The following is a 24,692-nucleotide window of genomic DNA, read 5'->3' as shown; positions in this document are numbered from 1 at the left end:
ATGAACCAGCCATCCTCCCCTTTTAGCAAACAACAGCTCCTGCCCCAAGAAGAAACCTTGGAAGTGCTTAAACAAAAGGGGGAACTCTTTATAGGTATCCCTAAGGAAAACCAGTACCAGGAAAAACGTGTCTGTCTTACACCAGACGCCGTGAATGCCCTTACCGCAAATGGTCACCGTGTTCTCGTTGAATCCGGTGCAGGGGAAGGCTCCAATTTCACGGATATTGATTATACCAATGCCGGGGCCGAAATAACCCGGGACACCAAGAAGGTTTTCTCTTGCCCCATCATTCTTAAGGTAGAACCCCCCTCGCTATCTGAAATAGATCTTTTGAATCCCCAGACCATTGTGATTTCTGCATTGCAGATCAAAACGCAGCGAAAGGAATATTTTGAGGCCATGGCCAAAAAACGACTTACCGCCATTGCCTTTGAGTACATTAGGGATGAAGACGGAAACTATCCCGCAGTGCGCTCATTGAGTGAAATTGCAGGGATTTCTTCCATCTTGATTGCCTCGGAACTCATGGCAGCGACCAGTAAGGGCAATGGACTGATGCTTGGAAACATCAGTGGCGTGCCCCCAGTGGAAGTGGTCATTATTGGAGCTGGTACCGTAGGCGAGTTTGCCGCTAGATCCGCATTGGGATTGGGTGCAAACATCAAAGTGTTCGACAATTCCATTACAAAATTGCGAACCCTGCAGACCAATCTTAACCGTACGGTATACACATCGACCATACAACCCAAGAACCTTATCAAGGCCCTAAAACGTTGTGATGTGGCCATTGGGGCTACCCGTGGAAAAAACCGCTCCCCTGTTGTGGTATCCAGTTCCATGGTGGAGAACATGAAAAAAGGAGCCGTTATCATTGATGTGAGCATAGATATGGGAGGCTGTTTTGAAACTTCTGAAATTACCAGCCACAATAAGCCCACTATGGAAAAATTTGGGGTGATTCACTATGGGGTCCCCAATATTCCATCCCGTTACCCTAGGACCTCTTCCATTTCAATAAGTAATATCTTTACGCCGTATTTGCTCAAGATAGGTGAAGATGGAGGGCTGGAACATTCCCTTCATTTCGATAAAGGTTTGCGAAACGGACTTTATATGTACCACGGTATTTTGACCAATAAATCGGTTGGGGACTGGTTTGGGCTCAACTATAGTGATATTAATTTTCTGATTTTTTAAGACGAATGGCTTTTTTACGGCGTTTGGGATGGTACCTGGTAGGGCTGTCCATTGGTATAGTTTTTTTGGTTTTCTTTTTAAAGAAAAAATCCGGGGAAGAAGGACTGGAGTTTTGTTACTTCCCCAATTGTAGGGTGCTCAAGGATATGCGGTCCAAATCCTTGGTTTTTGATGAAAATCTACCTGAACAGTTCAGGGATACGGTATTGATCAAATCCTTTTTGACCGATGGCGATGTGGATTTTGGAAAAAGTGATACCAAAGCGGAACCCTGTAAAACCTATTTCATCGAAAATGAGGGTAAGATTTTAAAGGCACAGAGTTGTGAGGATAAAATCGTGATTGAAAATATTAATTGAGAGTCACCCTAATACGCTGATTTAAAATTTCATCTGTAAGGCTAGCCAATGATTCATTCTTTTTGGGTTATATAATTTTATAATCCTTTCATCTATCAATTCAAAAGGGGCATTCGTCAATTTGTAGCCTAATCATATCAACTAAGTCTTATATTTCTCACTAAAACCTGAGAATTATATGCTTTTTTTTCTATTGATCGGTTTGGTCTTAATAAGTTATGGAATCATAAGGTTTCCCCAAGAGAAAATCCCTCATACTTTTGGACATGTTATACAGCAGAATTCAACAGTTAAAAAAGAAATTCTCGAAGAGATTTTGAGTAAAGTGGAATTTTGGGAAGCTCAAAAAGGATTTTTGGACAATCGGGTTACCCAGCAATCTTTAGCAAAAATATTGAACACCAATAGTGCGTATTTATCCAAGACAATTAATTTATACAAAAGGCAGAATTTTGCAAGTTACCTAAGGGGTGTTAGGATTTCTTATGCCATAGGCCATATAAAACAAAATCCTGAAATCCTCAAAACAAAATCAATGATTCAGATAGCTGAAATGTACGGGTTTAACTCTTTAAGTGTTTTTACAAAGTCATTTAAGAATAAGACTGGGATGACACCGGGGGTGTTTTTTAAAATATTGATAGAAAAGGAATTCAGGGGAAATATGCAATAACAAAATGATCAGCACATGAATTGATTGCTAAAGCGTAATTGTTGTATTATCCATGAAATTTATTGGCATAATACCCTGTAATAAAAGCTGCAATGAAAATTAGCAGTAGGGTTATATAAATAAAAATGTTCTGTTTTAGTTTGTTTTTACTTTTTAACATATTAGATTTTTTTGTTTAAAATACAGATGAGTTTAAGCTATATTCAATTCATTCGGTAAATAATTCCAGCTAAAACATTTAATTTATTTTCTAACAATCTTTGGGTGTCATGATCAATATTGAGGTTTTCTTGATTGCTTTTTGAAAAAGCTCTCTTCCTAAAAAGGAAAAATTCCTTCTTTTCATGGAATAGTAAGCCAGTTGATTCGTTGAATGGAAAGTTGTATCCAAAAGATACCATAAAATCAATGTTACGTGATTTTTCAATTTTAAGTGCAATATTTGGCTGTACTTGTAAACTTTTTTGTGAAAGATAGATATCGGTACTGTTACTATTCAATGTTTTTCCGTTAACCATAAAATCCTCAGTATCATAATTATCAAGAAAAACGTTTGTTTGCTGAAAACCAAATTCTAAACATGGAGAAATATATATTGGACGCCCCATTGGGTTAAGGTTTACGTTTTTAGAAAGCACCAAGTTATGCAACGTAATTCCAGATTTTGTAAGATTACTTTTGAAAGCATAGCCAATAAAAAAATCAGTAGTTGCCTCATACAAAAGTGAACTGTACAGACTTATTGAGCTTATATTCGAAAAGCTACCAGTTTGTTGAATTAAAAACGTTTTGTTCTCATAATACAGTGAATATGGGTTAATCATGATTGGATCCCAAGATATAGTCATTTGAGTACGAAACCTTTTTAGAATTTCAATCAAAGATGTTTTGCCCTTATTTATACCATTACTTGATGGGAGATTAGATTTGAACAATTGTTCCACCTTATCATCGGGTAAAATAATGTTATGATTACTCCAAAAATCTGTATTGTATGGCTTTGTTGAATTTAATAAAAAATCACGATACTGAAACCGCTCTAGATATGGAATCCCATGTGGGTTTACTTCTACTTTTGTAGTAACATAATCATTGGTCAAAATCAACTCTTTTTCTTTTTTCTCAAAAGCAGTTTTGTAATTACAATATTTAAACCTCCATAACCCATCCTCTCCTTGTTCATAGGTGATTTTAACATCCCTATATTTTCTTTTATACTGTCCAATATCCAAGAATGTTGCAAAGGAAGTATCATGGATTTCAACTTTTACGATTGCATACGTTGAATCTAGAACATAAACGTGACCAGATTGCCCTCTTTTATTTTGAAAGTAGATTTTATAGATATCCTTATCCCTTTTCCTTAGTGTATCCCTTATTAAATATGTAAAATTCTTTGGCTTTCCTAAGAAGGCCCTTCTCCTAGACACGATATCGAAACTATGGATATCATGACCTCCTCCATAGATTCTCACATCCAAGGAATCCAATTTATTACTTTCATATTTTCGAATTTCATTTAGTTTAACATCACCCGATAAATGCTCTCTTGAATATGATTTTTTTACCGATTCTATTACTGCCTCTACGATATATATAGGGGTTTCATTTGCTTTCCAACGGGTGGTTTCACGTAAGAACCCTGTATGGCGTTCTTCTTCTGTAGGGTAATTATATGGTATGGCCGTTCGTGCTTTGTTGATTAGTTCCAACCCATAATTTATAGGCTTTATGGTTACTCCTTTTAATTGCGTGGTTTCTGAATACAATGTATAAACCCGGTATTCTTCATTAAAAGCTACCTCTATGGTTTTGTAACCTAGTGAGGAAATAATCAAAGTGGAATGTTTTTTAACAGTGTCGCTGACCAACCTGAATTCACCATCCTCGTTTGAAACTGTTCCTTGATTGGTGTTTTTTATATGAAGATGGACAAAAGGTATAGGCTCACTGCTTTCATCCACAATTTTTCCAGAAATCATTGTTTGAGAAAAACCTGTGTGGAACGAAAAGAGGCACAATAGGCTAAAAACTGTACTGGAATCATATTTTATGACCATTCGAATAGTATGAGACATAACAACAATAAGGAGCTCTGAATAAAGCCCCTTATATTACTATCAAGACCAGAAAATGTTTGGGCATTATCTATGTCTATTGTTTAAATTATTTATGAATTGTCAAAAAGCTATCATTTGAAAGAAATCTTTACCAAGCACATAGGCAAAAGCCGCAATTGTTACAGTCAAAAATATCCCCCATAGAATTAAATTCATTTCCTTTTTTTGATTCATAATTATGATTTAATTATTATACATATGTATTTGAAACCATATTAATATATGCTTACTTGTTTGCTTGGATATCATATTTCCTTCTTAAAAAAAGATAAACAAAAGCCATACTAATAATCGATGCAATAATATCGTTGACATCAAAATTATGTCCGTAAAATACATTTCTATGAAACTCCATGAATAATGGGAGTGCAATCGATATCAAGAAAACTTTAAGAAAAGTGTAGCTGGAAAAATATCCAATTATTGTACCAAATAAATAGGTGCCAATAAAATTAGGTAAAACACCAACCACTAAAGCAAATAAACTTCTATCACAACAGGAGTAAATATATGGTCGGAAAAGCCAAAAGTTTAGCATATATAATATGCCGCCTACCAGAATCACCAAAAACAATCTCTTATGCCTGTTAAGAATTATCATATTTTAAAACTAAACTATGGGTATTGGTTTTTGAAAAATACCCAGTAAACTAGGGGACAACTAAGTTTGTTAAAAATAAGCAACTGTAGATATTAAGTAAAACACCTACCATTCTGGTTATATGTAAAGATTCACTTTATGTCTGAAAATGTATAAACCAATAATTTGAAATAGTGAAATTTTATTAAATAATAAACATTAGCTAGAATAAACCAAGCCAAAAAGAAATCATAAAAAAACGGAGTGTTAAATGGCTCTGGTTTTAAATACATTATGACACCTAAAACTATAAATAGAATTATAAGATTATAAGCCATAAGCCATTTCATGTTTATCGTTATTAAACCTGTAGCAAAATTCCAAGCTGTCAAATAACCCATCACCTCAATACTATCATTCTTATTTGATCTTATTTTACAATTGAGACCAAATCCTAGTTTGACCAAAAGGGTGTCTTCTCCCAACGATTTATATCTGAAATTCTTTTTACTTAACTGTGACTTTATTTTGTCCATTATATACAATGTGAGCCTTCGTCTTGTAAGATATGAATTGCGGCTGAATACCCTAACGCGCCCAAGCCTCCTCCTAATAAAAATCCAAACCCATCAGCCAAATATTGCTGACTCCTTGGTGTACATCCCTTTGCATGAACGGCTTTTCCTTTGATTTTATTTGAGGGGTAATCTGCCCAATATTCATCGGAATAACTGGTAAATACATCAAAAGCATGTAGAATTTCTTTATCTATGTCGGATAGTTTATTATTATTACTAAGATAACCTTTCAGGTATTCATGTGTACTTTCATAGGTCAATTCATTTTCAACAATATAGTCCAAAGCTTCCTGTACATTAAAACTTACCATACCTGTATAGGACTCTTTTATCATTTCACTAAATGTGTTATTTCCTTTATTTGTTAAAGTAAGTGAACTACTTTTTAGTTGGTATTCTTCATCAATTGCAATTAAATCATGGTATTTTTGACCATATAAATTTTGACTAGTTTCTTTTAAGTCAATAAGTAAGTTTTCAAAACTGGTAAATTCATATTTTTTGTTTTTATTCATGAATTCGCCTAAAACTTCATTATGATATCGTCCTATTTCCTCAACAGGGTAATTTAAGGATCTTAATTGCTTAATTCCTTGTGGTATTAGGTTTGTCTCTTGAGTATTATGAACATCTTCTGTTGCATGTTCACAGCTGATAAAAACTGAAAATAAAAGACCAAATAGAATTGTTTTTCCAAACATGATAATAAAAATAAAATAATGCCTACTCCCAGAATTTAAGGTCACTTTTTCAGCTTAATCCGACCCAAGGTTGATAGTACATTTTAGTGTTCATTCTTCTATATTGTGTGACGTAGACTTAGCGTAACATTTCGTTTCCAAATAATGATTCTTCCTAAATTTTGCAGCGCATAACTTTTAACGCACCTTTGAGAAAGTAGGCTTGAATTTTATTCTTTATGAGAAATTTTATATGGATTAAATATCCTTGCGAAAAATAAGATTATCAAAATAAATATTAGTGAGATTCATAAATATGAAGTCCAATTTATAAATCCTACATATTTACTGAGCTAAATAAAATGTAGGGAGTTGAATTAAATGAATCAATCCTCCAACTTCCTACGTTTGCGTTCTTTTTGCAACAGTGCCAATTCCCTGGAGGTTTGGCCGGCCACTGAAGTGTTTTCCTCTGCCCTTCGTATCAAATAGGGCATTACATCCTTTACCGGACCATAAGGCACATATTTTACCACATTGTACCCCTCTTGGGCCAAGTTGTACGTAATATGGTCACTCATTCCAAAAAGTTGTCCAAACCAAATATTGGTGTTCGAAGGCTCCAATTGGTGTTGCTCCATTAAGTCTACCAACATTAAGCAGCTTTTCTCATTATGGGTCCCGGCAAATAAAGTGATTCGGTCCAAATGCTGCATACCATAGGTAATGGCAGCATCAAAGTTTTCGTCTGTTTCTTGTTTGGATTTACAAATGGGACTTTCATAGCCTTTTTCGTGGGCCCTATCATTTTCCTTTTCCATATAGGCTCCCCTCACGACTTTTGCCCCTATCTTGAAACCTTCCTCATGGGCCAGGGCACAAAGCTTCTTCAAATAATCCATTCGGTCCCAGCGATACATCTGAAAAGTGTTGTACACAATGGTGTTCTCCTTGTTGTATTTTCGCATCATGTCCAGCACTAGATCATCCGCAGCATCCTGCATCCAGCTTTCTTCGGCATCAATCAATAAGGCGACTCCCAATGCATGGGCTTTTTTGCACACCTTTTCATAGCGATCTACAATCCTGCCCCATTCCGCAGTTTCCTTTTCATCCAATGGCTGTCCAGAACTCTTCTTTTCGTACAGTTTAAAACGGCCAAATCCTGTGGGTTTGAATACCGCAAAAGGCATAGCATCTTTTTCCTTGACAAAATCCAGGATCTCCAAGGTCTTTTGTACGGCAAAATCAAACTGGTTGTCCACTTCTTTGCCTTCGGCTGAATAGTCCAGAATGGAGTGCACCCCTTTGGTGTACATATTATCGATCACGGACAAGCAATCCTTTTCATTGACTCCTCCACAAAAATGGTCAAAAACGGTGGCCCTGATAAGTCCCTCCACAGGAAGATGTGCCTTGAGGGCAAAATTGGTCACCGCAGAGCCAATCCGAACCAAGGGTTCATTGGCAATCATTCTAAACAAAAAATAGGCCCTCTCCAGTTGGGAGTCCGATTTCAGCTCGAAAGCTATTGCGGTATTCTCAAAATTCGGTCGCATTATTGGCAATCTTTTAAAGATCCAAATATAAGTCGCGAATCTAGAAGATTATCAATAAAAATAATCTTTATTTAGCGGTGTAATTTGAATTATGGAATCCATTAAATCACAATCGTACGAGGTTCATTTAGGAGAGCTCGCAGAAGCTGCTCTAAGACAGCATATTGCCAAGAAAAACTATTCCAAGGTGTTTCTTTTGGTGGATGAAAACACCAAAGAGCATTGTTTGCCTGTCTTTAAGGGAATATTGGATTACCCGGTAGATTCCATTTTTGAAATTCAATCTGGAGAAGAAAACAAACACATCCATACTTGTTTGGAAATCTGGGAAAAATTGTCCAATCATGATGGCGACCGAAAAAGTCTCTTGATCAACTTGGGTGGTGGTGTAATTACCGATTTGGGAGGATTTGTGGCCTCAACCTTTAAGCGGGGAATAGATTTCATCAACATCCCCACTACCCTACTTTCCATGGTGGATGCATCCATAGGTGGTAAAACGGGTGTTGATCTTGGTGCATTGAAAAATCAGATTGGAGTGATCAATCAACCCCAGATGGTGTTGGTGTTCACTGAGTTTTTGAAAACCTTGGACCCCAGACAAGTGGTCAGTGGCTACGCTGAAATGCTGAAACATGGGTTGATAAAGGATGCTGCATACTGGGACGAGCTGAAGACACAGGGTAATTTTACGGATCCCAAGAGCATACAACGGTCCATAGCTCTAAAAAATGATGTGGTCCTGCAGGATCCCACCGAACAAGGCCTTCGGAAAATTCTGAATTTTGGCCATACCTTGGGCCATGCCATAGAATCGTACTGTTTGGAGAGCCCCAACAAGAAAACCCTTCTTCATGGCGAGGCCATTGCGGCAGGAATGATATTGGAAGGCTACCTTTCGCACGAGTTGAAAGGTTTGTCCAAATTGGCCCTGCTAGAAATCAAGGACACCTTCTCAAAACATTTTGAGCCGGTTGAACTGGATGATAACGATATCAAAGCCATACTTAAGCTTCTCAAATACGACAAGAAGAACTCCCATGGTGATGTCAATTTTGTGCTACTCCAATCCATTGGCGATGCCGTTACGGATGTTAAAGTGCCGGGGGAACTCTTTTATAAAGCATTTGCTTACTACAAAGAATAATCGCTTCATATACTAAATAATTCCGTTCACAACTCTTTGGTTTTACGGCTTTTAAAAATTCATAGTTTAGGATAGCATTAAACCTATCCATTATGAAACGTATACTCATTGACTACAAAAAGCTGGACCACAAGGTGGCCGCTGTTTTGATTGATTCCTACCCTTATGGGTATGGCGATGAAGATATTATTTCCTTGAAAAAACCAAATGGCGAAGTCATTGAGGCTGTAGAGGTAAAAACTGAGGACACCATATATTTGGTGAAAATCAGCAAGAGCCTTTCCAATTTCATTTCCAACTTTGAAGAAAACATTGAAAGGGAATTGGGCAAGGAAGAAGTCTTGGAAACCGATGAAAGTCCCATTAACGAAGCTGATTTTGAACCAGATTCCGAAGGGGATTACGAAAACGACAGCCTATACTAGACTTTTACGTTACAGATATCGCTCCCTGATAATTTTCAGGTGATGCACCTGATGTCCACTAATGATAAATCCGGTGGCCCTGACACTTAAAGGTGACCCACTGGAAACACCCAATCTTTGCAATGCCTCGTCATCAAAGGAGTTGAACAATAGAATAGTGGATTGCCGAACGGCCATATACTCTTTCTTTATATCCTCCATCGTTCGTTTTGAAGCGTTTGAGTGGGGTACATAAACGTCTTGATCAAAACCCGGCAATGGAGTTTTGTCATTCCGGGCAAACCTCAAGGCTCGGTACTGAAAAACTCTTTCCGCATCAATGATGTGCAATAGTACTTCTGCCAAGGTCCATTTTCCCTCGGCATAGGCATATTCAAGTTTTTCTTTGGGGGTTTCATCCAACAAGGACAAAAAAAGTTGCTTCCCATGGTGCAATTCTTCCATGAGACCCACATTGTCCAAAGCAAGGATATAGGTATGGTAAAAAGGATTGTATTCAGAAGATGGCAACTCTGAACTTCGCATGGCCCAAATGTTGAACGGGTTACAGCTCGTTAAAGATGGTGTGCATCAAACGCTTTTTGTCATTGATGCTCTCTTCCAACGAAATCATGGTCTCTGTTCTGCTAATACCGTCAATATCATCAATTTTAAAAATGATGTTCTTGGCATGGGTGGTATCCTTGGCCCTAATCTTGCAGAAAATATTGAACTTTCCGGTGGTAATGTGGGCCACGGTCACATACGGAATCTGGTTAAGACGTTCCAGTACAAACTTGGTCTGGTGGGTCTTTTCAAGAAAAATCCCAACGTAGGCAATAAAGGAATATCCCAGCTTCACATAATCCAAAGTAAGGGAGGAACCTTTTATGATTCCGGATTCTTCCATTTTCTTCACCCTAACGTGTACCGTACCAGCAGATATCAAAAGCTTTTTGGCAATATCGGTAAAGGGTGTACGTGTATTATCGATCAGCATATCCAATATCTGATGGTCGATTTCGTCTAGTTTTACTTTGGTCATTATATTGAATTTTTCAGCAAAATTAGTTAAATAAAGAAATTAACGTAATAAAAATGGTTCTTTTTTAAATAAAATGCAAGAAGCAAAGAAAGTTCCTTGTCTATTTTTTAACATTTTGGATAAAATCCAAGATTTCTTGGTGGCCGGACAGTAGCTCCAAATCCTTTTGATCTAAACAGTTAAAGGTCTCATGGCCATAGAACCCATTAAGTTTGCCCATATCGCCCAACTCGGGTCGGAACAAAATCCTGTTTCCGTCCAAGACCTCCTTGAAACGTATTCCGAGTGAAATTCCTGGGTCCAATTCTGGATTCAAAACCTGTGGGTCATGTACCAAAATATCGTAGTAAAGTTTCTCGTTCTCAGGAATTTTGAAATAATCCAATGTGGAATACTTATCTATTTCCCCTTTTGAAATAGTGGTCAAGGCTTTTATCAATGCATGGAAAATATATTTCCGGGTGTCCTCTCGCATATAATCCTTTGGGTAATGTCCTGCCTCAAACAATATAGTGGGCACTCCCAGCATTTGAAAGGTATCCCCAACGCAATTGGCGTTGAAGCCATCATCATATCGTCCTACTTGTTCGGGAACCATGCTCTGCAAGGTTTCGTTCATGGCTACAATCAATTTCATGGCCACTTCCCTATTTGGTGTGATGTCGCGCTCCTCGTTGCTGGCAGGGGACAAAAAAGACACTGTGGCAACCTTTGCAGAATGACCCGCGGAAAACAATGTTCTTTGGTCATGCAGGTTAAAGCAATAATGGGGCTTGAATTTTTTGAACAAATCCCTCAGCGCTTGACTTTCGGGTTGGGTGAGTTCTTGTGCATCCCTGTTCAGGTCCACTTCATTGGCATTGACCCGGGTATAGGCTTTTGCACCGTCAGGGTTTAACATCGGCACAATCATCAAGGTGCAGGTTTCCAAAATGGTCGATCCCTCATTGGACTCCAGATAATTTACCATGTCCCAAACCGCCTTGGTGGTGGTGGATTCATTTCCATGCATTTGTGACCACATCAGGATTCGAGTTTCCCCTTTCCCCAAGGAGAACGCATAGAGAGGTTCCCCCTGCACGGACTTACCCAAAATCTTCAAAGCGGATGCTGGTCTCGTATTGAGGCAAGCCTCCAACATCTCCAAATTGATATATCGGTTTTGTATGCTACGTTCTTTATATATGGAGTGGTCAGTCATAGGTTGTGTCATAAGTGAGTCGCAAAAATAGCACACAGGTTGTTTACAAATGTAATTCATGTGTTATCAAAATAGATACATTTGTAAACAAAAGCAAAGGTGATTTTAGTTAAATCGATACAATTGTGTCGTGAACTAAAATTGTAAGAGTTATTAATCAGTAAAACAGCTAGATATGATAAACCATTTAATCTTTTTCTTTTGATAAAATCAATGATTCTGAAAAACATTTTTCTAGTCCATTGCAATTTTTATTAGTTTTAGAATTGAAAAGTTACAATTGTGAATAAAGATATCATCCCACGTATACAAACCATCATGGATCATTATGGCCTGACGGTTTCTGCCTTTGCCGACCAAATTGGGGTACAGCGTTCCAGTGTTTCCCATTTGTTGAATGGGCGGAACAAACCCAGTCTGGATTTTGTGATGAAGTTGGCGGACACCTACCCCGAGGTAAATCTGTACTGGTTGTTGAAGGGAGTCGGGGAATTCCCTTCATCAATAAAAGGTGGGGAAATCAAAAAAGAGATTGCAGTTCCTGAAAAAATAAAATCTACGCAGGTTCAAACCAATCCCATGGTCGAGGATAAAGATACTCCCCAATCCACAAAAGTGATTGTTTTTTATGCTGATGGCACTTTTGAGTCCTTTCGAGCAAAAAAGGATTGACCCGCTTTAGTTCTTTCCGTTACTTTGTAACTATGGTAAACTATTTCTTCTCAGTAGTGCTCATTTTACTTTTTTGGGCATGTGGGCAGCCGCCCCAACGCAATTGCACAGACTTTAAAACCGGCGAATTCACATTCACCACCGTGATTGATGGAGAGGAAAAGAAAACTACGTTCCATAGGACATTGGATACCGAAGTGGACTTTTATGACGGAAAAAGGGATACTTCGTCCGTTCGCTGGATCAATGATTGCGAGTATATCTTAAAAAATAAGAATCCAAAGAGCAAAGCAGAGGAAAAATCAATACACATTAAAATATTGACAACTTCCGATTCTTCATATACCTTTGAGTACAATGCTGTTGGCGATAAACGAAAATTTAAGGGAACTGCCCACAAAATAAACTGACCATGTTTGAAATTTTTACCAGCCCAGATGCCTGGATGGCATTGATCACTTTGACCTTTTTGGAAATTGTCCTAGGGATCGACAATATTATCTTCATTTCCATCGCTGCTGGCAAATTGGAAAAGAAAGACCGAAAAAAGGCCACCAATATTGGTCTGGTTTTGGCCATGCTCATGAGAATTGTGTTGCTGTTTGGAATTACATGGCTTACCAAGATGAAAAAGCCCTTTATGCTTTTGGATGAATCTTGGATTACTGGTGGGATAAGCTGGCAGGCCATCATTCTCTTTTCTGGTGGACTGTTCCTTTTGTACAAGAGTACCAAGGAAATTCATGAGAAAGTTGAAGATCGCGGGCACGATGAGCGTGAAGTGGAAAAATCAAGATCATCTTCTTTGATGAGCGCCATTGTTCAGATAACCGTAATCAATATTGTATTTTCCTTTGATTCCATATTAACCGCAATCGGGATGACCAACGGCATCTCTCCCAACCCAACCGATGCCTTGATTCTTATGATTACAGCGGTGGTCATTTCCGTAGTGATCATGATGCTGTTTGCCAGTCCTGTAGGGGAATTTGTCAACCGACACCCGTCCATACAAGTGCTGGGGCTGTCTTTCTTGATCCTTATTGGGTTTATGCTGATTGCAGAAGCGGCCCATTTGTCCCACCTCGTGGTATTTGGAAACGAAGTAGGCGCCATACCCAAAGGATATTTGTACTTCGCGATTGCCTTCTCCTTAATGGTGGAATTCTTGAATCTCAGGATGCAGAAAAACAAAAACCCTGAGCAAGAAGCGGTTGAATAAATGTCAGTTTGGACGTTGATAAGCCAACTCCGGATGCGCTTCCTTGTGTTCCTCAAACAACTTTTGTTGCTGTTTTACGGTAAGGGTGCTTCCATCATGACTCCAGCCTGGAGGGCCAAAAATGTACATCAGCTTGTGGGATAGTTTATCCACTTTCTTAACATCGTTCCAAATGTCCTTGAATTCATGGGTGAGTATCACAACTGGATTAAAGGAGTTCGGGGAATGGATTACACCGTATTTCACATCGATGTCATCATCCAATTCCTTCCAAGTCCCAAAAACCTTATCAAAAATATTTAGAAAGCCTCCATGGTTCTTGTCCAAATACTCCACATTTTGGGCATGGTGTACTTGGTGCATGGTATGGGTGTTTAGGAATTTCTCCAAAAAGCCCAATTTGGGAATGTACACAGAGTGCAACTGAAACTGCCATAGTGCCTCAATGCCCAAACAAACCACGACCATTTCAGGTGGAAACCCTATGGCAGGCATCCACATGTAGAACAAGGGTTTGTATAGAATGGTGAACCAGCCATTGCGAACGGCCGTTCCCAAATTAAAATTGTCGGAAGAATGGTGGACAATATGTGCTGCCCACAAAATACGGATCTCGTGGTTGGCCCTGTGAAACCAATAATAGGTGAAATCATCGGCCAATTGACATAGTATCCACACGTACCAAGCATATCCAAAAGACTCATAGCCCAAAATATTTTGTCTGGTACCATTCTCTATAGGATTGAAGAACTCATACGTGGCCTCAAAAAGAACAATGGCAAAAATCACCTTGAAGAGGGGTCCCAAAATCGCGGAACCAATTCCCATAAAACCACTCGCTGCCAAATCTTTCCAATTGTAAAGATGGTCATCCCCATGGGTTTTACTATAAGTGAGCTCAAATAAAATAAAGGCAATAAAAACTGGTACGCCGTACACCAGCGGGTTGGTGAAATCCATAAAATATATTAGCTATGAGGTTAAGGAGTGCATATTACTGTTCAGGTTAGAATATAGGTAGAATATATGTCAAAACAAAGAGGTTTGGTCAGAACCATCTTTTTTGGTCTCAGTGTCGGTCTCATCGGTGTCCACATTTTCCTCGTCCACTACTTCCATGTCTTCCGCTTTGGGTTCTTCGGGCTCCTCAAAAACCAGAGGTTCCAAAAGGTTGATGTTCTTGACTTTTTCCGCAGTGAGCTGGTTTCCGATGGCTTTGATGCCCTTGACGGAAATGAAGTCTTCCACATCCACTTCAAGGTTGGGTTTTGGGTCTTTTCCGCGTGGCTTTACAAACTCAACCTCTATCACAGGTCTCCAATCCGTTGTGGCCAGTTCCATAAACGATTTAGGGTGCTCGGAAATGACCAATTCTTCCTTATTTGGATTCTCAACCAAAAAGCGCTTCAGATAATAGCGCTCTTTTTCACCTTCATAATGGACTACGGAAATGGGTTTCTTCGGATTCCATTTCTCCAGCACGATCATATCCTCATTGAAGTGGGTGGATAAATCCGGTGCAATGGTTCGTACCGTTCCCTTTTGGTCTATCACCAATAATAGATCATCTCCCCTGAAATCGCCCAACAGTTCTCCCCTGCCGTCCACATTGAGTCGACTTACCACTTCATCGAACCAAATCTTTCTGGGTTTTAGGGTGGAAACTCCTTTTTCCTTCAATTCGATACGCTTAACACTGTATTTGGTGACCAAATTTCCTTTTGAAGCACGTCCTTTGATGAGAACATCGGCAAAATCCAAGTCCCATTTCAATTTCTTGATACTGCCCGATTGCCTCAATAATACGGTAATCACCTCGGCTTCCCCATTGGGGTTGGCCGAAAAGTAAAGCACTTCTGCGGAGGCCTTATCGCCGGATAGCGGGTAAATCTTGTCACGCGTAATGCTGGTGACGTTGAATCGTTTGATGTAGCTCGCACCGCCCTTTCCATCCTTGTAGATCATATTATAGGTGGTGCGCTTGTCCTTTTTCTTGAATACGGCAACGTGGATGATATTCTTGCCCACAAAGACCTTGGAGTCTACCTTGGTGACCATCATCTCCCCTTTTTGGGTAAAAACGATGATATCGTCAATATCGCTGCAATCCGTAACATATTCATCCCGTTTCAGCGATGTCCCAATAAACCCTTCCTCCCTGTTTACATAGAGCTTGGTATTACGGATCACCACTTTGGTGGCCTCAATGTCGTCAAACACTTTAATTTCGGACTGTCGCTCACGACCATTGCCATATTTCTTTTTGAGTTCCTTGAAATAATCTATGGCATATTCCACCAAATGTTCCAGATGGTGCTTTGTTTGTGCTATACGTTCGTCCAGACTATCAATAAGTTGTTGGGCTTTCTCCAGATCAAACTTCGAAATACGCTTGATACGGATTTCGGTCAACCGAACAATGTCCTCTTCGGTCACCTCTCTTTTTAGATTTTTGGTGAAAGGTTTCAGGCCTTTATCGATGGCGGCAATCACACCTTCCCAGGTTTCCTCCTCTTCAATATCCCGATAGATCCGGTTTTCAATAAAAATACGTTCCAAGGAAGCAAAATGCCATTGTTCCTCCAACTCTCCCAGTTGAATCTCGAGTTCGGACTTCAACAATTCCACTGTATTTTCTGTGGAACGTTCCAACATCTCCTTGACCCCTATAAACAAAGGCTTGTTATCTTCAATGATACAGCCCAAAGGTGATATGGACGATTCGCAGGCAGTAAATGCATAAAGCGCATCAATGGTCTTGTCAGGTGAAATGCCATTGGGTAGATGCACTAAAATTTCCACTTCGGCCGCGGTATTGTCCTCTATTTTCTTGATTTTGATCTTCCCTTTGTCGTTGGCCTTCAGAATGGAATCAATTAAAGAAGAGGTATTGGTCCCATAAGGTATTTCAGTGATGACCAAGGTGTTCTTGTCCAATGCCGAAATTTTGGCCCTTACCCTAACCTTTCCGCCACGAAGGCCTTCATTATAATTGGTGACATCTATGATTCCACCTGTGGGAAAATCCGGATATAGTGTAAAACGTTGCCCTTTTAGGTGTTTTATGGAAGCGTCTATAAGTTCGTTAAAGTTGTGCGGCAGTATTTTAGTGCTAAGTCCAACCGCAATTCCTTCCGCTCCTTGCGCCAGTAACAACGGAAATTTTACGGGCAGGTGTACGGGTTCCTTCTTTCGGCCATCATAGGACAATTGCCATTCCGTGATTTTTGGGCTGTAGATTACCTCAAGGGCGAACTTGGAAAGTCTGGCCTCTATATATCGTGATGCCGCGGCACCATCTCCGGTCAAGATATTTCCCCAGTTTCCCTGAGTGTCAATGAGTAGGTCTTTTTGACCGATTTGAACCATGGCATCCGCGATACTGGCATCGCCGTGGGGGTGGTATTGCATGGTGTGCCCCACTACATTGGCCACCTTGTTGTAGCGGCCATCGTCCAATTCCTTAAGGGCGTGCATAATCCTGCGCTGCACCGGTTTAAAACCGTCTTCAATGGCAGGGACGGCACGTTCCAAGATTACATACGAAGCATAATCCAAGAACCAATCCTTGTACATTCCGGTCACCTTGACCAAACTGTCCTGGCTCTCTAAACCTTCCTCATTCAGTTCTTCGTTCTCTTCCATCTAGAAGGATGTGTATTTGTTTGGTTTATAGTTGGTTTTCTTCTATCAAGTCAAGTTCGACTTTAAGGTTATTTATAATAAATTCTTGTCGGTCAGGGGTGTTTTTCCCCATATAAAACTGTAAAAGGTTGTCTATGCTCATGGCCTTGTCCAACATTACAGGTTCCAAACGGATATCATCCCCAATAAAATGCTTGAACTCATCTGGGGAGATTTCACCCAATCCCTTAAATCGGGTAATTTCTGGCTTTCCGCTCAATTTTTCAATAGCATTTCGCCTCTCCTCCTCGCTATAGCAATAAATGGTCTCTTTTTTATTTCGAACCCTAAAAAGTGGGGTTTGCAGGATGTACAAATGATTTTCCTTGATCAGTTCCGGAAAGAATTGCAGGAAAAAGGTAATCAGCAACAACCGTATGTGCATTCCATCCACATCCGCATCCGTTGCGATGACAATATTATTATACCGCAAATCCTCCATGGACTCCTCAATGTTCAATGCTGCTTGAAGTAGATTGAACTCCTCATTCTCATAGACAATCTTTTTGGACATGCCATAAGAGTTCAAAGGTTTTCCCCGAAGACTGAAAACAGCTTGGGTGTTCACGTCCCTGGACTTGGTAATGGAACCTGAAGCCGAATCCCCTTCGGTGATAAAAAGGGTGCTCTCCAACCTTCGGTCTTTTTTCATATCCTGAAGATGTACACGACAATCCCTTAGCTTTTTATTGTGTAGACTGGCCTTTTTGGCACGTTCCCTTGCCAGTTTTCGAATGCCGGAAAGTTCTTTTCGTTCCTTTTCGGCCTGTACGATCTTACGTTGCAAGGCATCAGCCGTTTGCGGGTTTTTGTGCAAGTAATTGTCCAAATGGGTTCCCACAAAATCGTTGATATAGGTACGTACCGTAGGTAGGTCCCCTCCCATGTCCGTGGAGCCCAATTTGGTCTTGGTCTGACTCTCGAAAACAGGCTCCATTACTTTAATGGAAACTGCGGAAATAATAGATTTTCGTACATCCGAGGCATCGTAATTTTTCCCATAAAAATCCCGGATGGTCTTGACCACGGCTTCCCGGAATGCCGATTGGTGCGTTCCACCTTGGGTGGTATGCTGCCCATTTACGAAGGAATGGTATTCCTCACTGTACTGGGTCTTGCTGTGTGTCATGGCCACCTCAATATCATCTCCTTTTAGGTGGATGATGGGATATAGGAAATCTTCCTCATTGTTGTTGTCCTCCAACAAGTCCTTCAATCCGTTTTCTGAATGGTATTTTTCGCCATTAAAGACAATAGTAAGTCCCGGATTGAGGTATACGTAGTTTTTGAGCATGCGTTCCACATACTCATTGCGGTATTTGTATTTTTTAAAGATGGATTCGTCCGGAACAAAACTCACTTTGGTCCCCCTACGCCGCGAACTTTCTTCCAAAAGCTCTTCATTGGTCAGGTTCCCTGCTTCAAACTCTGCGGATTTGGATTGCCCATCCCGGTTGGACTCTACCCGAAAGTAGGTGGACAATGCGTTCACGGCCTTGGTTCCTACCCCGTTGAGTCCCACGGATTTTTTAAAGGCACGGGTATCGTATTTTCCCCCCGTGTTCATTTTGGAGACCACGTCCACCACTTTGCCCAAAGGAATGCCACGACCGTAATCCCGAACATGTACGGTATTTTCTTTGATGTTGATCTCTATGGTCTTCCCGGCACCCATTACGAACTCATCAATACAGTTGTCAATGACCTCTTTGAGGAGGATGTAGATACCATCGTCCGCGGAGGAGCCATCGCCTAATTTGCCAATGTACATCCCGGGACGCATACGGATATGCTCCTTCCAATCCAGCGAACGGATATTATCCTCTGTATATTGGGTTTCTGCCATGTGTAAAGGGTTAATCCTTGCTAATATAAAATTTAGGGGCAAAAATAAAAGTATAGCGGCAAGAATTTAATCAACAATGGGTGTTGATAGGCGAAAACCATTCTCAAAAACAAAAAAGGCCAAACCTAGGTTTGGCCATAAAATGAAAGAAAAATACTCTTTTCTTTCTCCTACTGTATCACAAAATCTTCCTCAGATTCACCAGTGAGTGAATCAGCGGTGACTGATATCTTGCCTGTACTGGCCCCTTCCGGCACCTTTACTTTTAATCTTGTTGCAGCAGAATCGACCTTGATGACCACGCTCTCCACATCGCCAAACTTTACCATGTTCGCTTGGGGGTTGGTCTTAAAGTTGATTCCTTCAATTTCAACAATGGTCCCTGCTTTACCCGAGGTGGGTGAAAACACAGAAATAGCTGGTATTTTTTCCAATACGGTGAAATCAAGTGATGAAACATCCGAACTGGCGCGAAAAGCAACAGATATGGGACCGGTACTTGCCCCTTCGGGAACAACCACGTCCAGCTTTCTTGTGGAAGCACTATTTACCTCGGCCTGCACTCCGTTAAATGTAACAATGTTATTGCGCCATACCCTGCTAAAGTTTTTACCCGTTATGGTCACTACGGTTCCAGGTTGTCCTGCTTCAGGGGAGACCCCTAAAACCTGGACATCTTCCAGTTCTAGTTCAGGGACTACATCCTCGTTTTCATTACAAGATGTGTAGAACGTCATACTTACCAAGGAAAGTCCGATCAAAATTGTTTTTTTCATGTCAAAAATTTGGGTTAATAATTATAACTAACCCCTAAAATCGATACTCTGGAACAAAAAAAGACCCATCAATATACCGATGGACCATATGAGTTGACGGATATAGGTTTTGGATTGACCAAGAAAACGGAGAATCCCCAAAAAAAAGGGAGTCTTATTTTTAAGACTCCCTTTTGGTTTACTTGTAAAACTGATAGACAGGAATTAGTTTTCAGGATCAGGATCAGGGTCAAATTCCCAGAAATCCTTCAAGCTGCCATTGGAACCATTTCCCAAACCAACATAGGCCTTACCATTGATCACAAAAACCGTTGCGGATTGCCGAGCTTCACCCGGAAAACTGGCAACCTGTACCCAAGTATCGTCGGTGGGGTCGTACTCCCAAAAATCTTTTAAAAGGTTTTGGTTTATAGGATCGTCTATGCCTGTTCCAATATAGCCTTTGCCCTTTATAGCAAAGCCCACGGCATTTGATCTTACGGTGCTCTCTGCTCCTACATCTGCTTTCTGTGTCCAAGTATTGTTACTTGGATCATACTCCCAAAAATCATTAAGAAAATTACTGTTTACATCAAAGCCAGTACCTATATAGCCTTTATCGCCTATGGCAAAACCCACAGAAAAAAATCTACCCACCGCTCCTACATCTGTTTTCTGCGTCCAAGTATCGTCATTTGAATCATATTCCCAAAAATCTTTCAGCAAATTTTGATTCTGATCTTTTCCAGTACCTATATAGCCTTTATCACCAATAGAAAACCCTACGGCAATACGTCTTGCAGATCCGAGAAATATAGTTTCTTCATTCCACATATCCGCACCTGAATCATAACTCCAAATATCTTGGTATAAGGTTGTTCCCAATGAACCTGTTCCTGCATATGCGGTATTATCAATTACAAAGCTTACTGCAGCACTTCTAAAACCGCCGCCAAAATCAGCCTTTTGTGTCCATTGATCTGTATTGGGGTCGTATTCCCAAATATCTCTAAATATTGAACCATCATGTACACCTGTTCCCACATAGCCTTTATCTCCTACTGCAAACGCTATCATTCCACTTCTCTCACCTCCCCCAAAATCCGCAACTTGGGTCCAACGGCCATGGAATACGGTGAACTCTTCACTTTCGGTGGTATTACCGCAGTTATCAGACACAATGAAAGTTCCCGTTCTGGCCCCTTCTGGTACATAGACATACATTTTGGTGGCTTCAGTGCCATCCAAGGAGACTTCTAAATTTTGCCCTTCTTTATCATTAAAATGTATTTTTAAGCCTTGGCCAAATGTACCCTGAATGGTCACTTCGGAGCCCCATTCACCTTCATTGATCGAGAGTCCTGTTATTACTGGTGCTGGATAAACTTCCAGTTGAGCTTCACTGAAGCCAGATTGGCCACTTACTTTTACCTCCACAAGTCCAGTTACGGCTGTTTGTGGTGCTTCAATGGTCAAGCTGTTTGATGCGTGTGCAGTTACGGTTGCTTGTTCACCATCGATATAAACGGCTGCGTCCTGGGCACTGGAGCCAAAGTTTGCCCCGCTTATGACAACCTCCCCTCCTGCGCAAATAGCGGACACATCCAATCCCGAAATGGTTGGGGCAGCTTGTGTCGTGGTCACCTCAAAGTTCGTGGCACTTGTGGCCGAACTGTTGCCCACCGTCACTTTAATTTTTCCTGTGGTTGCCCCATTGGGGACATCTACTTTAAGGTTTGTTGCCGTAGCGCTCTTTACCGTAGCGGCAGTTCCGTTAAAGGTTACGTTGTTCCCGGTCTTGGTGGTGCTGAAGTTTTTACCGGTAATGGTCACTTCGGTGCCCACCGTTCCAGATGCAGGGGAAAAACTGGTGATTTCTACTACTTCGGGTTCTGGGGCAGGGCCATCGTCCTTGCCGCAGGAAGTGTTCAGGGACAGGGCCAAAATGGATAGGCCAACTAGTATCGCTTTTTTCATATCAAAAATTTATTTGGGTTACTATTTATCTTAACCCCTAAAATCGATACTCTGGAACAAAAAAAGACCCATCAATATATTGATGGGCCATATGAGTTGACGGATACAGGTTTTGAATTGACGGATATTTTATTATCCTCTCAAGATTTTTTCAATTTTTACACGTTGAAGCGGAAATGCATCACATCGCCATCTTTAACAATGTACTCCTTGCCTTCCACCCGCATACGGCCGGCTTCCTTGACCTTGGCTTCGCTGCCATGTTTCACATAGTCATCATAAGCGATGACCTCGGCACGGATAAAGCCTTTTTCAAAATCGGTATGGATCACACCAGCGGCTTGGGGTGCCGTGGCTCCCACGGGAATGGTCCATGCACGTACCTCCTTGACCCCAGCAGTAAAATAGGTCTCCAAATCCAACAAACGGTAAGCGCCACGGATAAGCTTTGCGGAACCGGGTTCAGAAAGGCCCAAATCTTCCAAGAACATTTGGCGTTCTTCGTAGGTTTCCAGTTCGGTAATATCGGCTTCGGTACCCACGGCCAAAAAGATGACCTCGGCATTTTCCTGGGCCACAGCTTCCTTTACTTTTTCCACATAGGCATTCCCGGTAGCTGCGGCTTCTTCGCCTACGTTACAGACATACATTACAGGCTTGTCCGTAATGAGCTGTAGAGGTTTTACATATTCCAGTCTATCCTCATCGTTGAGTTGAATAGCCCGTACCGATGTGCCGGACTCCAAACCTGTTTTCAAGGCATTAAGAACAGCCTCTTCTTTCTGGGCTTCCTTGTTTCCGGTCTTGGCGGCACGTTTTACCTTGTCCAGTTTTTTCTCCACGCTCTCCAAATCCTTCAATTGGAGCTCCATGTCTATGGTCTCCTTGTCACGGATGGGGTCTACGGAACCATCTACGTGTACAATATTATCATTGTCAAAGCAGCGCAGCACATGAAGAATTGCGTCTGTTTCCCGGATGTTGCCCAAAAACTGGTTGCCCAGTCCCTCACCTTTACTCGCACCCTTTACCAAACCAGCAATGTCCACAATTTCCACTGTGGCAGGAATTACACGCTCAGGGTTCACCAATTCCTCCAGTTTTTCCAAACGGGTATCGGGAACGTTCACCACCCCAATGTTGGGTTCAATGGTGCAAAAGGGAAAGTTGGCACTTTGCGCCTTGGCATTGGACAAACAGTTAAAGAGGGTGGATTTTCCCACGTTGGGCAATCCTACGATACCGGCTTTCATCTATTCAGGTGTATTTTAAGGCTGCAAATATAAGTTGAAGTTTTGTTTTGGGCGTTTTAAAACCCTTTTATCAGGAAATAAAAGCCCATGGCAAAAAGTCCGATGATTCCAAAAATGGCCACAAGCGATAAAATACACCCGGCCTGCTTCCAAAAACCATTGTATGTTTTTTCTTTTTCTTGCATAAAAAACCCCGAAAATAAGTTCGGGGCTAAATTAGTGGTTTTTTATGGGCTATCCGTTGGGATGCATAAACTTCTGCTTGCCCAAAAGTTCTTCTTCGCTTTCCACGTGGTCTTCATCCGGTACACAGCAATCCACTGGGCAAACCGCGGCACATTGGGGTTCTTCATGGAATCCCATACACTCGGTACACTTATCGGGTGCAATGTAATAGATTTCGTCACTTACAGGTTCCTGGACCTCCTCAGCATTTACTGCTTTTCCATTGGGAAGGACTACATCTCCCTCCAAGGAAGTACCGTCACTATATCGCCATTCATCGGCTCCTTCGTATATTGCTGTATTGGGGCATTCTGGCTCGCAGGCCCCGCAGTTAATGCATTCGTCTGTTATAATTATCGCCATAATTTTCTTTTTCCGTGGTGCTGATTCATTTCAGCATGCGTATTTTTGGCAAAAATAAACCCTACCAAATTAGTATACAAATATAATGAGGGCACATCTCCCAATATTGAAAGCTTTTGTTAAACTTGGAAGTTACCTTGGCGATTTTTGTGAAAATGACAATGGCTCGTTGGCTTCATTTGATGAGGCCTTGGCCAAGGCTGAACAGCAAAATGGGTGGTTTACCCGGGACAACATCATTGTTGCGTTACAGCAATGGAGTGAATTATTGACCGAAGAAAACCTATCCCGATGGCTTTCCAAGTATGACTTTACGGTCGATAACGCTCCAAAGACCATCGGTATTGTCATGGCCGGTAATATTCCCTTGGTGGGATTCCATGATTTTTTATGTGTGCTGCTCTCTGGAAATAAAGTATTGGCCAAACTTTCTTCCAATGATAAGATATTGCTTCCCTATCTTTCCGATTATTTGATCAAAGAGGAACCGATATTGGCTGAACGGATTGAATTCACCGAAGGTAAACTGGAAAACTTTGATGCCGTCATTGCCACAGGAAGCAACAATACAGGTCGCTATTTTGAGCATTATTTTGGAAAAAAACCGAACATCATCCGAAAAAATAGAAGTTCGGTGGCCATCTTAACCGGGAATGAATCCCAAGATGAACTGGAAGCCTTGGGTGAGGATATTTTTAGGTATTACGGGTTGGGTTGTAGAAATGTTGCCAAACTCTTTGTTCCCACAGGATATGATTTTGATACGTTTTACAAGGCCATGTTTACTTTTCAGGATGTTATCCATCATCATAAATATGCCAATAATTACGACTATAACAAGGCAGTGTACCTCATGAGCGATTTTAAGATTTTGGACAATGGTTTTTTGGTGCTCAAGGAAGATGAAGGGTTCTCTTCCCCTATCGCGGCCTTATTCTATTCCCAATACGACTCCCAAGAAAAATTACGCGAACAATTATTGATGCAAGAAGAGCAAATCCAATGTATTGTATCAGCCGAGACCCAATCCAACGATATTGCTTTTGGAGAGACCCAAAACCCCCAACTGGGTGATTATGCGGATGGTGTGGACACCATGGATTTTTTACTTCAACTATAGAAAAACCGATTGCCGAAACCGTTTTTAGA

22 protein-coding genes are annotated in these 24,692 nt (G+C 40.8%); 9 read left to right on the top strand and 13 right to left on the bottom strand.

Annotated features, from left to right (window positions below; genetic code table 11):
* From ACPD8L_RS03385 to ACPD8L_RS03375, 3 genes are all read left to right on the top strand, one after another.
* A complete protein-coding gene (locus ACPD8L_RS03385; RefSeq protein ID WP_116218829.1) occupies positions 1-1,200 on the top strand; it encodes an alanine dehydrogenase in 1,200 nt (399 codons plus the stop codon).
* Positions 1,201-1,205: 5 nt separating this feature from the next.
* Complete coding sequence (locus tag ACPD8L_RS03380) at positions 1,206-1,559, top strand: DUF4258 domain-containing protein (RefSeq protein WP_423941873.1); 354 nt, start codon at positions 1,206-1,208, stop codon at positions 1,557-1,559.
* A 178-nt stretch (positions 1,560-1,737) separates the two neighbouring features.
* A complete protein-coding gene (locus tag ACPD8L_RS03375) occupies positions 1,738-2,232 on the top strand; it encodes a helix-turn-helix domain-containing protein (RefSeq protein WP_423941871.1) in 495 nt (164 codons plus the stop codon).
* 203 nt (positions 2,233-2,435) lie between these two features.
* Here the strand turns inward: ACPD8L_RS03375 and ACPD8L_RS03370 are convergent, their stop codons facing one another.
* The 3 genes from ACPD8L_RS03370 to ACPD8L_RS03360 all read right to left on the bottom strand — a co-directional run bounded on the left by ACPD8L_RS03370 (position 2,436) and on the right by ACPD8L_RS03360 (position 7,749).
* A complete protein-coding gene (locus ACPD8L_RS03370) occupies positions 2,436-4,214 on the bottom strand; it encodes a carboxypeptidase-like regulatory domain-containing protein (protein ID WP_423941868.1) in 1,779 nt (592 codons plus the stop codon).
* A gap of 1,253 nt (positions 4,215-5,467) precedes the next feature.
* Positions 5,468-6,256, bottom strand: a complete 789-nt coding sequence (locus tag ACPD8L_RS03365) for a hypothetical protein (protein ID WP_423941866.1) — start codon at positions 6,254-6,256, stop codon at positions 5,468-5,470.
* Between the two features lie 320 nt (positions 6,257-6,576).
* Complete coding sequence (locus ACPD8L_RS03360; RefSeq protein ID WP_423941864.1) at positions 6,577-7,749, bottom strand: proline dehydrogenase family protein; 1,173 nt, start codon at positions 7,747-7,749, stop codon at positions 6,577-6,579.
* Positions 7,750-7,840: 91 nt separating this feature from the next.
* Between ACPD8L_RS03360 and aroB the strand changes: the two genes are divergently transcribed.
* The gene (gene aroB, locus ACPD8L_RS03355) at positions 7,841-8,896 is read left to right on the top strand and encodes a 3-dehydroquinate synthase (RefSeq protein WP_293300461.1); all 1,056 of its coding nucleotides are present in this window, start codon (positions 7,841-7,843) and stop codon (positions 8,894-8,896) included.
* A gap of 92 nt (positions 8,897-8,988) precedes the next feature.
* Positions 8,989-9,321, top strand: a complete 333-nt coding sequence (locus ACPD8L_RS03350) for a hypothetical protein (RefSeq protein WP_421809349.1) — start codon at positions 8,989-8,991, stop codon at positions 9,319-9,321.
* Positions 9,322-9,330: 9 nt separating this feature from the next.
* Here the strand turns inward: ACPD8L_RS03350 and ACPD8L_RS03345 are convergent, their stop codons facing one another.
* The 3 genes from ACPD8L_RS03345 to ACPD8L_RS03335 form a co-directional block, all read right to left on the bottom strand.
* Positions 9,331-9,846 carry a DinB family protein gene (locus ACPD8L_RS03345; protein ID WP_423941859.1) on the bottom strand — a complete coding sequence of 172 codons (516 nt, stop codon included), beginning with the start codon at positions 9,844-9,846 and terminating at the stop codon, positions 9,331-9,333.
* A gap of 19 nt (positions 9,847-9,865) precedes the next feature.
* Positions 9,866-10,345, bottom strand: a complete 480-nt coding sequence (locus ACPD8L_RS03340) for an Lrp/AsnC family transcriptional regulator (protein ID WP_116218835.1) — start codon at positions 10,343-10,345, stop codon at positions 9,866-9,868.
* 100 nt (positions 10,346-10,445) lie between these two features.
* The gene (locus ACPD8L_RS03335) at positions 10,446-11,546 is read right to left on the bottom strand and encodes a M14 family metallopeptidase (RefSeq protein ID WP_423941856.1); all 1,101 of its coding nucleotides are present in this window, start codon (positions 11,544-11,546) and stop codon (positions 10,446-10,448) included.
* A 282-nt stretch (positions 11,547-11,828) separates the two neighbouring features.
* Between ACPD8L_RS03335 and ACPD8L_RS03330 the strand changes: the two genes are divergently transcribed.
* The 3 genes from ACPD8L_RS03330 to ACPD8L_RS03320 are packed head-to-tail and all read left to right on the top strand — an operon-like array spanning position 11,829 to position 13,440.
* Positions 11,829-12,218 (top strand): helix-turn-helix domain-containing protein, encoded by a 390-nt coding sequence (locus ACPD8L_RS03330; protein ID WP_293300453.1) that lies wholly within the window; start codon positions 11,829-11,831, stop codon positions 12,216-12,218.
* Between the two features lie 32 nt (positions 12,219-12,250).
* On the top strand, positions 12,251-12,628 hold the full coding sequence (locus ACPD8L_RS03325; protein WP_116218837.1) for a DNA topoisomerase IV: 378 nt from the start codon (positions 12,251-12,253) through the stop codon (positions 12,626-12,628).
* 2 nt (positions 12,629-12,630) lie between these two features.
* Positions 12,631-13,440, top strand: a complete 810-nt coding sequence (locus ACPD8L_RS03320; protein WP_423941852.1) for a TerC family protein — start codon at positions 12,631-12,633, stop codon at positions 13,438-13,440.
* Positions 13,441-13,443: 3 nt separating this feature from the next.
* On the opposite strand, the gene ACPD8L_RS03315 is transcribed toward ACPD8L_RS03320, so the two are convergent.
* The 7 genes from ACPD8L_RS03315 to ACPD8L_RS03285 all read right to left on the bottom strand — a co-directional run bounded on the left by ACPD8L_RS03315 (position 13,444) and on the right by ACPD8L_RS03285 (position 23,543).
* Positions 13,444-14,400 carry a sterol desaturase family protein gene (locus ACPD8L_RS03315; protein WP_116218839.1) on the bottom strand — a complete coding sequence of 319 codons (957 nt, stop codon included), beginning with the start codon at positions 14,398-14,400 and terminating at the stop codon, positions 13,444-13,446.
* A 69-nt stretch (positions 14,401-14,469) separates the two neighbouring features.
* Positions 14,470-17,085, bottom strand: coding sequence for a DNA gyrase/topoisomerase IV subunit A (locus ACPD8L_RS03310; RefSeq protein WP_293300422.1), 2,616 nt, complete (start codon positions 17,083-17,085; stop codon positions 14,470-14,472).
* A gap of 25 nt (positions 17,086-17,110) precedes the next feature.
* Positions 17,111-18,970 carry a DNA topoisomerase IV subunit B gene (locus tag ACPD8L_RS03305; protein ID WP_116218841.1) on the bottom strand — a complete coding sequence of 620 codons (1,860 nt, stop codon included), beginning with the start codon at positions 18,968-18,970 and terminating at the stop codon, positions 17,111-17,113.
* A 170-nt stretch (positions 18,971-19,140) separates the two neighbouring features.
* The gene (locus ACPD8L_RS03300) at positions 19,141-19,746 is read right to left on the bottom strand and encodes an IPT/TIG domain-containing protein (protein WP_423941849.1); all 606 of its coding nucleotides are present in this window, start codon (positions 19,744-19,746) and stop codon (positions 19,141-19,143) included.
* Positions 19,747-19,950: 204 nt separating this feature from the next.
* Positions 19,951-21,702 carry a Kelch repeat-containing protein gene (locus ACPD8L_RS03295; RefSeq protein WP_423941847.1) on the bottom strand — a complete coding sequence of 584 codons (1,752 nt, stop codon included), beginning with the start codon at positions 21,700-21,702 and terminating at the stop codon, positions 19,951-19,953.
* 158 nt (positions 21,703-21,860) lie between these two features.
* The gene (gene ychF / locus ACPD8L_RS03290) at positions 21,861-22,955 is read right to left on the bottom strand and encodes a redox-regulated ATPase YchF (RefSeq protein ID WP_423941845.1); all 1,095 of its coding nucleotides are present in this window, start codon (positions 22,953-22,955) and stop codon (positions 21,861-21,863) included.
* Between the two features lie 234 nt (positions 22,956-23,189).
* Positions 23,190-23,543, bottom strand: a complete 354-nt coding sequence (locus ACPD8L_RS03285; RefSeq protein WP_116218846.1) for a 4Fe-4S dicluster domain-containing protein — start codon at positions 23,541-23,543, stop codon at positions 23,190-23,192.
* A 106-nt stretch (positions 23,544-23,649) separates the two neighbouring features.
* Here ACPD8L_RS03285 and ACPD8L_RS03280 point away from each other — a divergent pair, with 106 nt between their 5' ends.
* The gene (locus tag ACPD8L_RS03280; protein ID WP_423941842.1) at positions 23,650-24,663 is read left to right on the top strand and encodes an acyl-CoA reductase; all 1,014 of its coding nucleotides are present in this window, start codon (positions 23,650-23,652) and stop codon (positions 24,661-24,663) included.
* The last annotated feature ends 29 nt before the right edge of the window (positions 24,664-24,692 follow it).

The organism is Flagellimonas algicida, from assembly GCF_049629585.1.
Classification (GTDB): Bacteria; Bacteroidota; Bacteroidia; order Flavobacteriales; family Flavobacteriaceae; genus Flagellimonas.
Note: the sequence above shows the minus strand (reverse complement) of the source record. Positions and strands in the feature narration are given on the sequence as shown.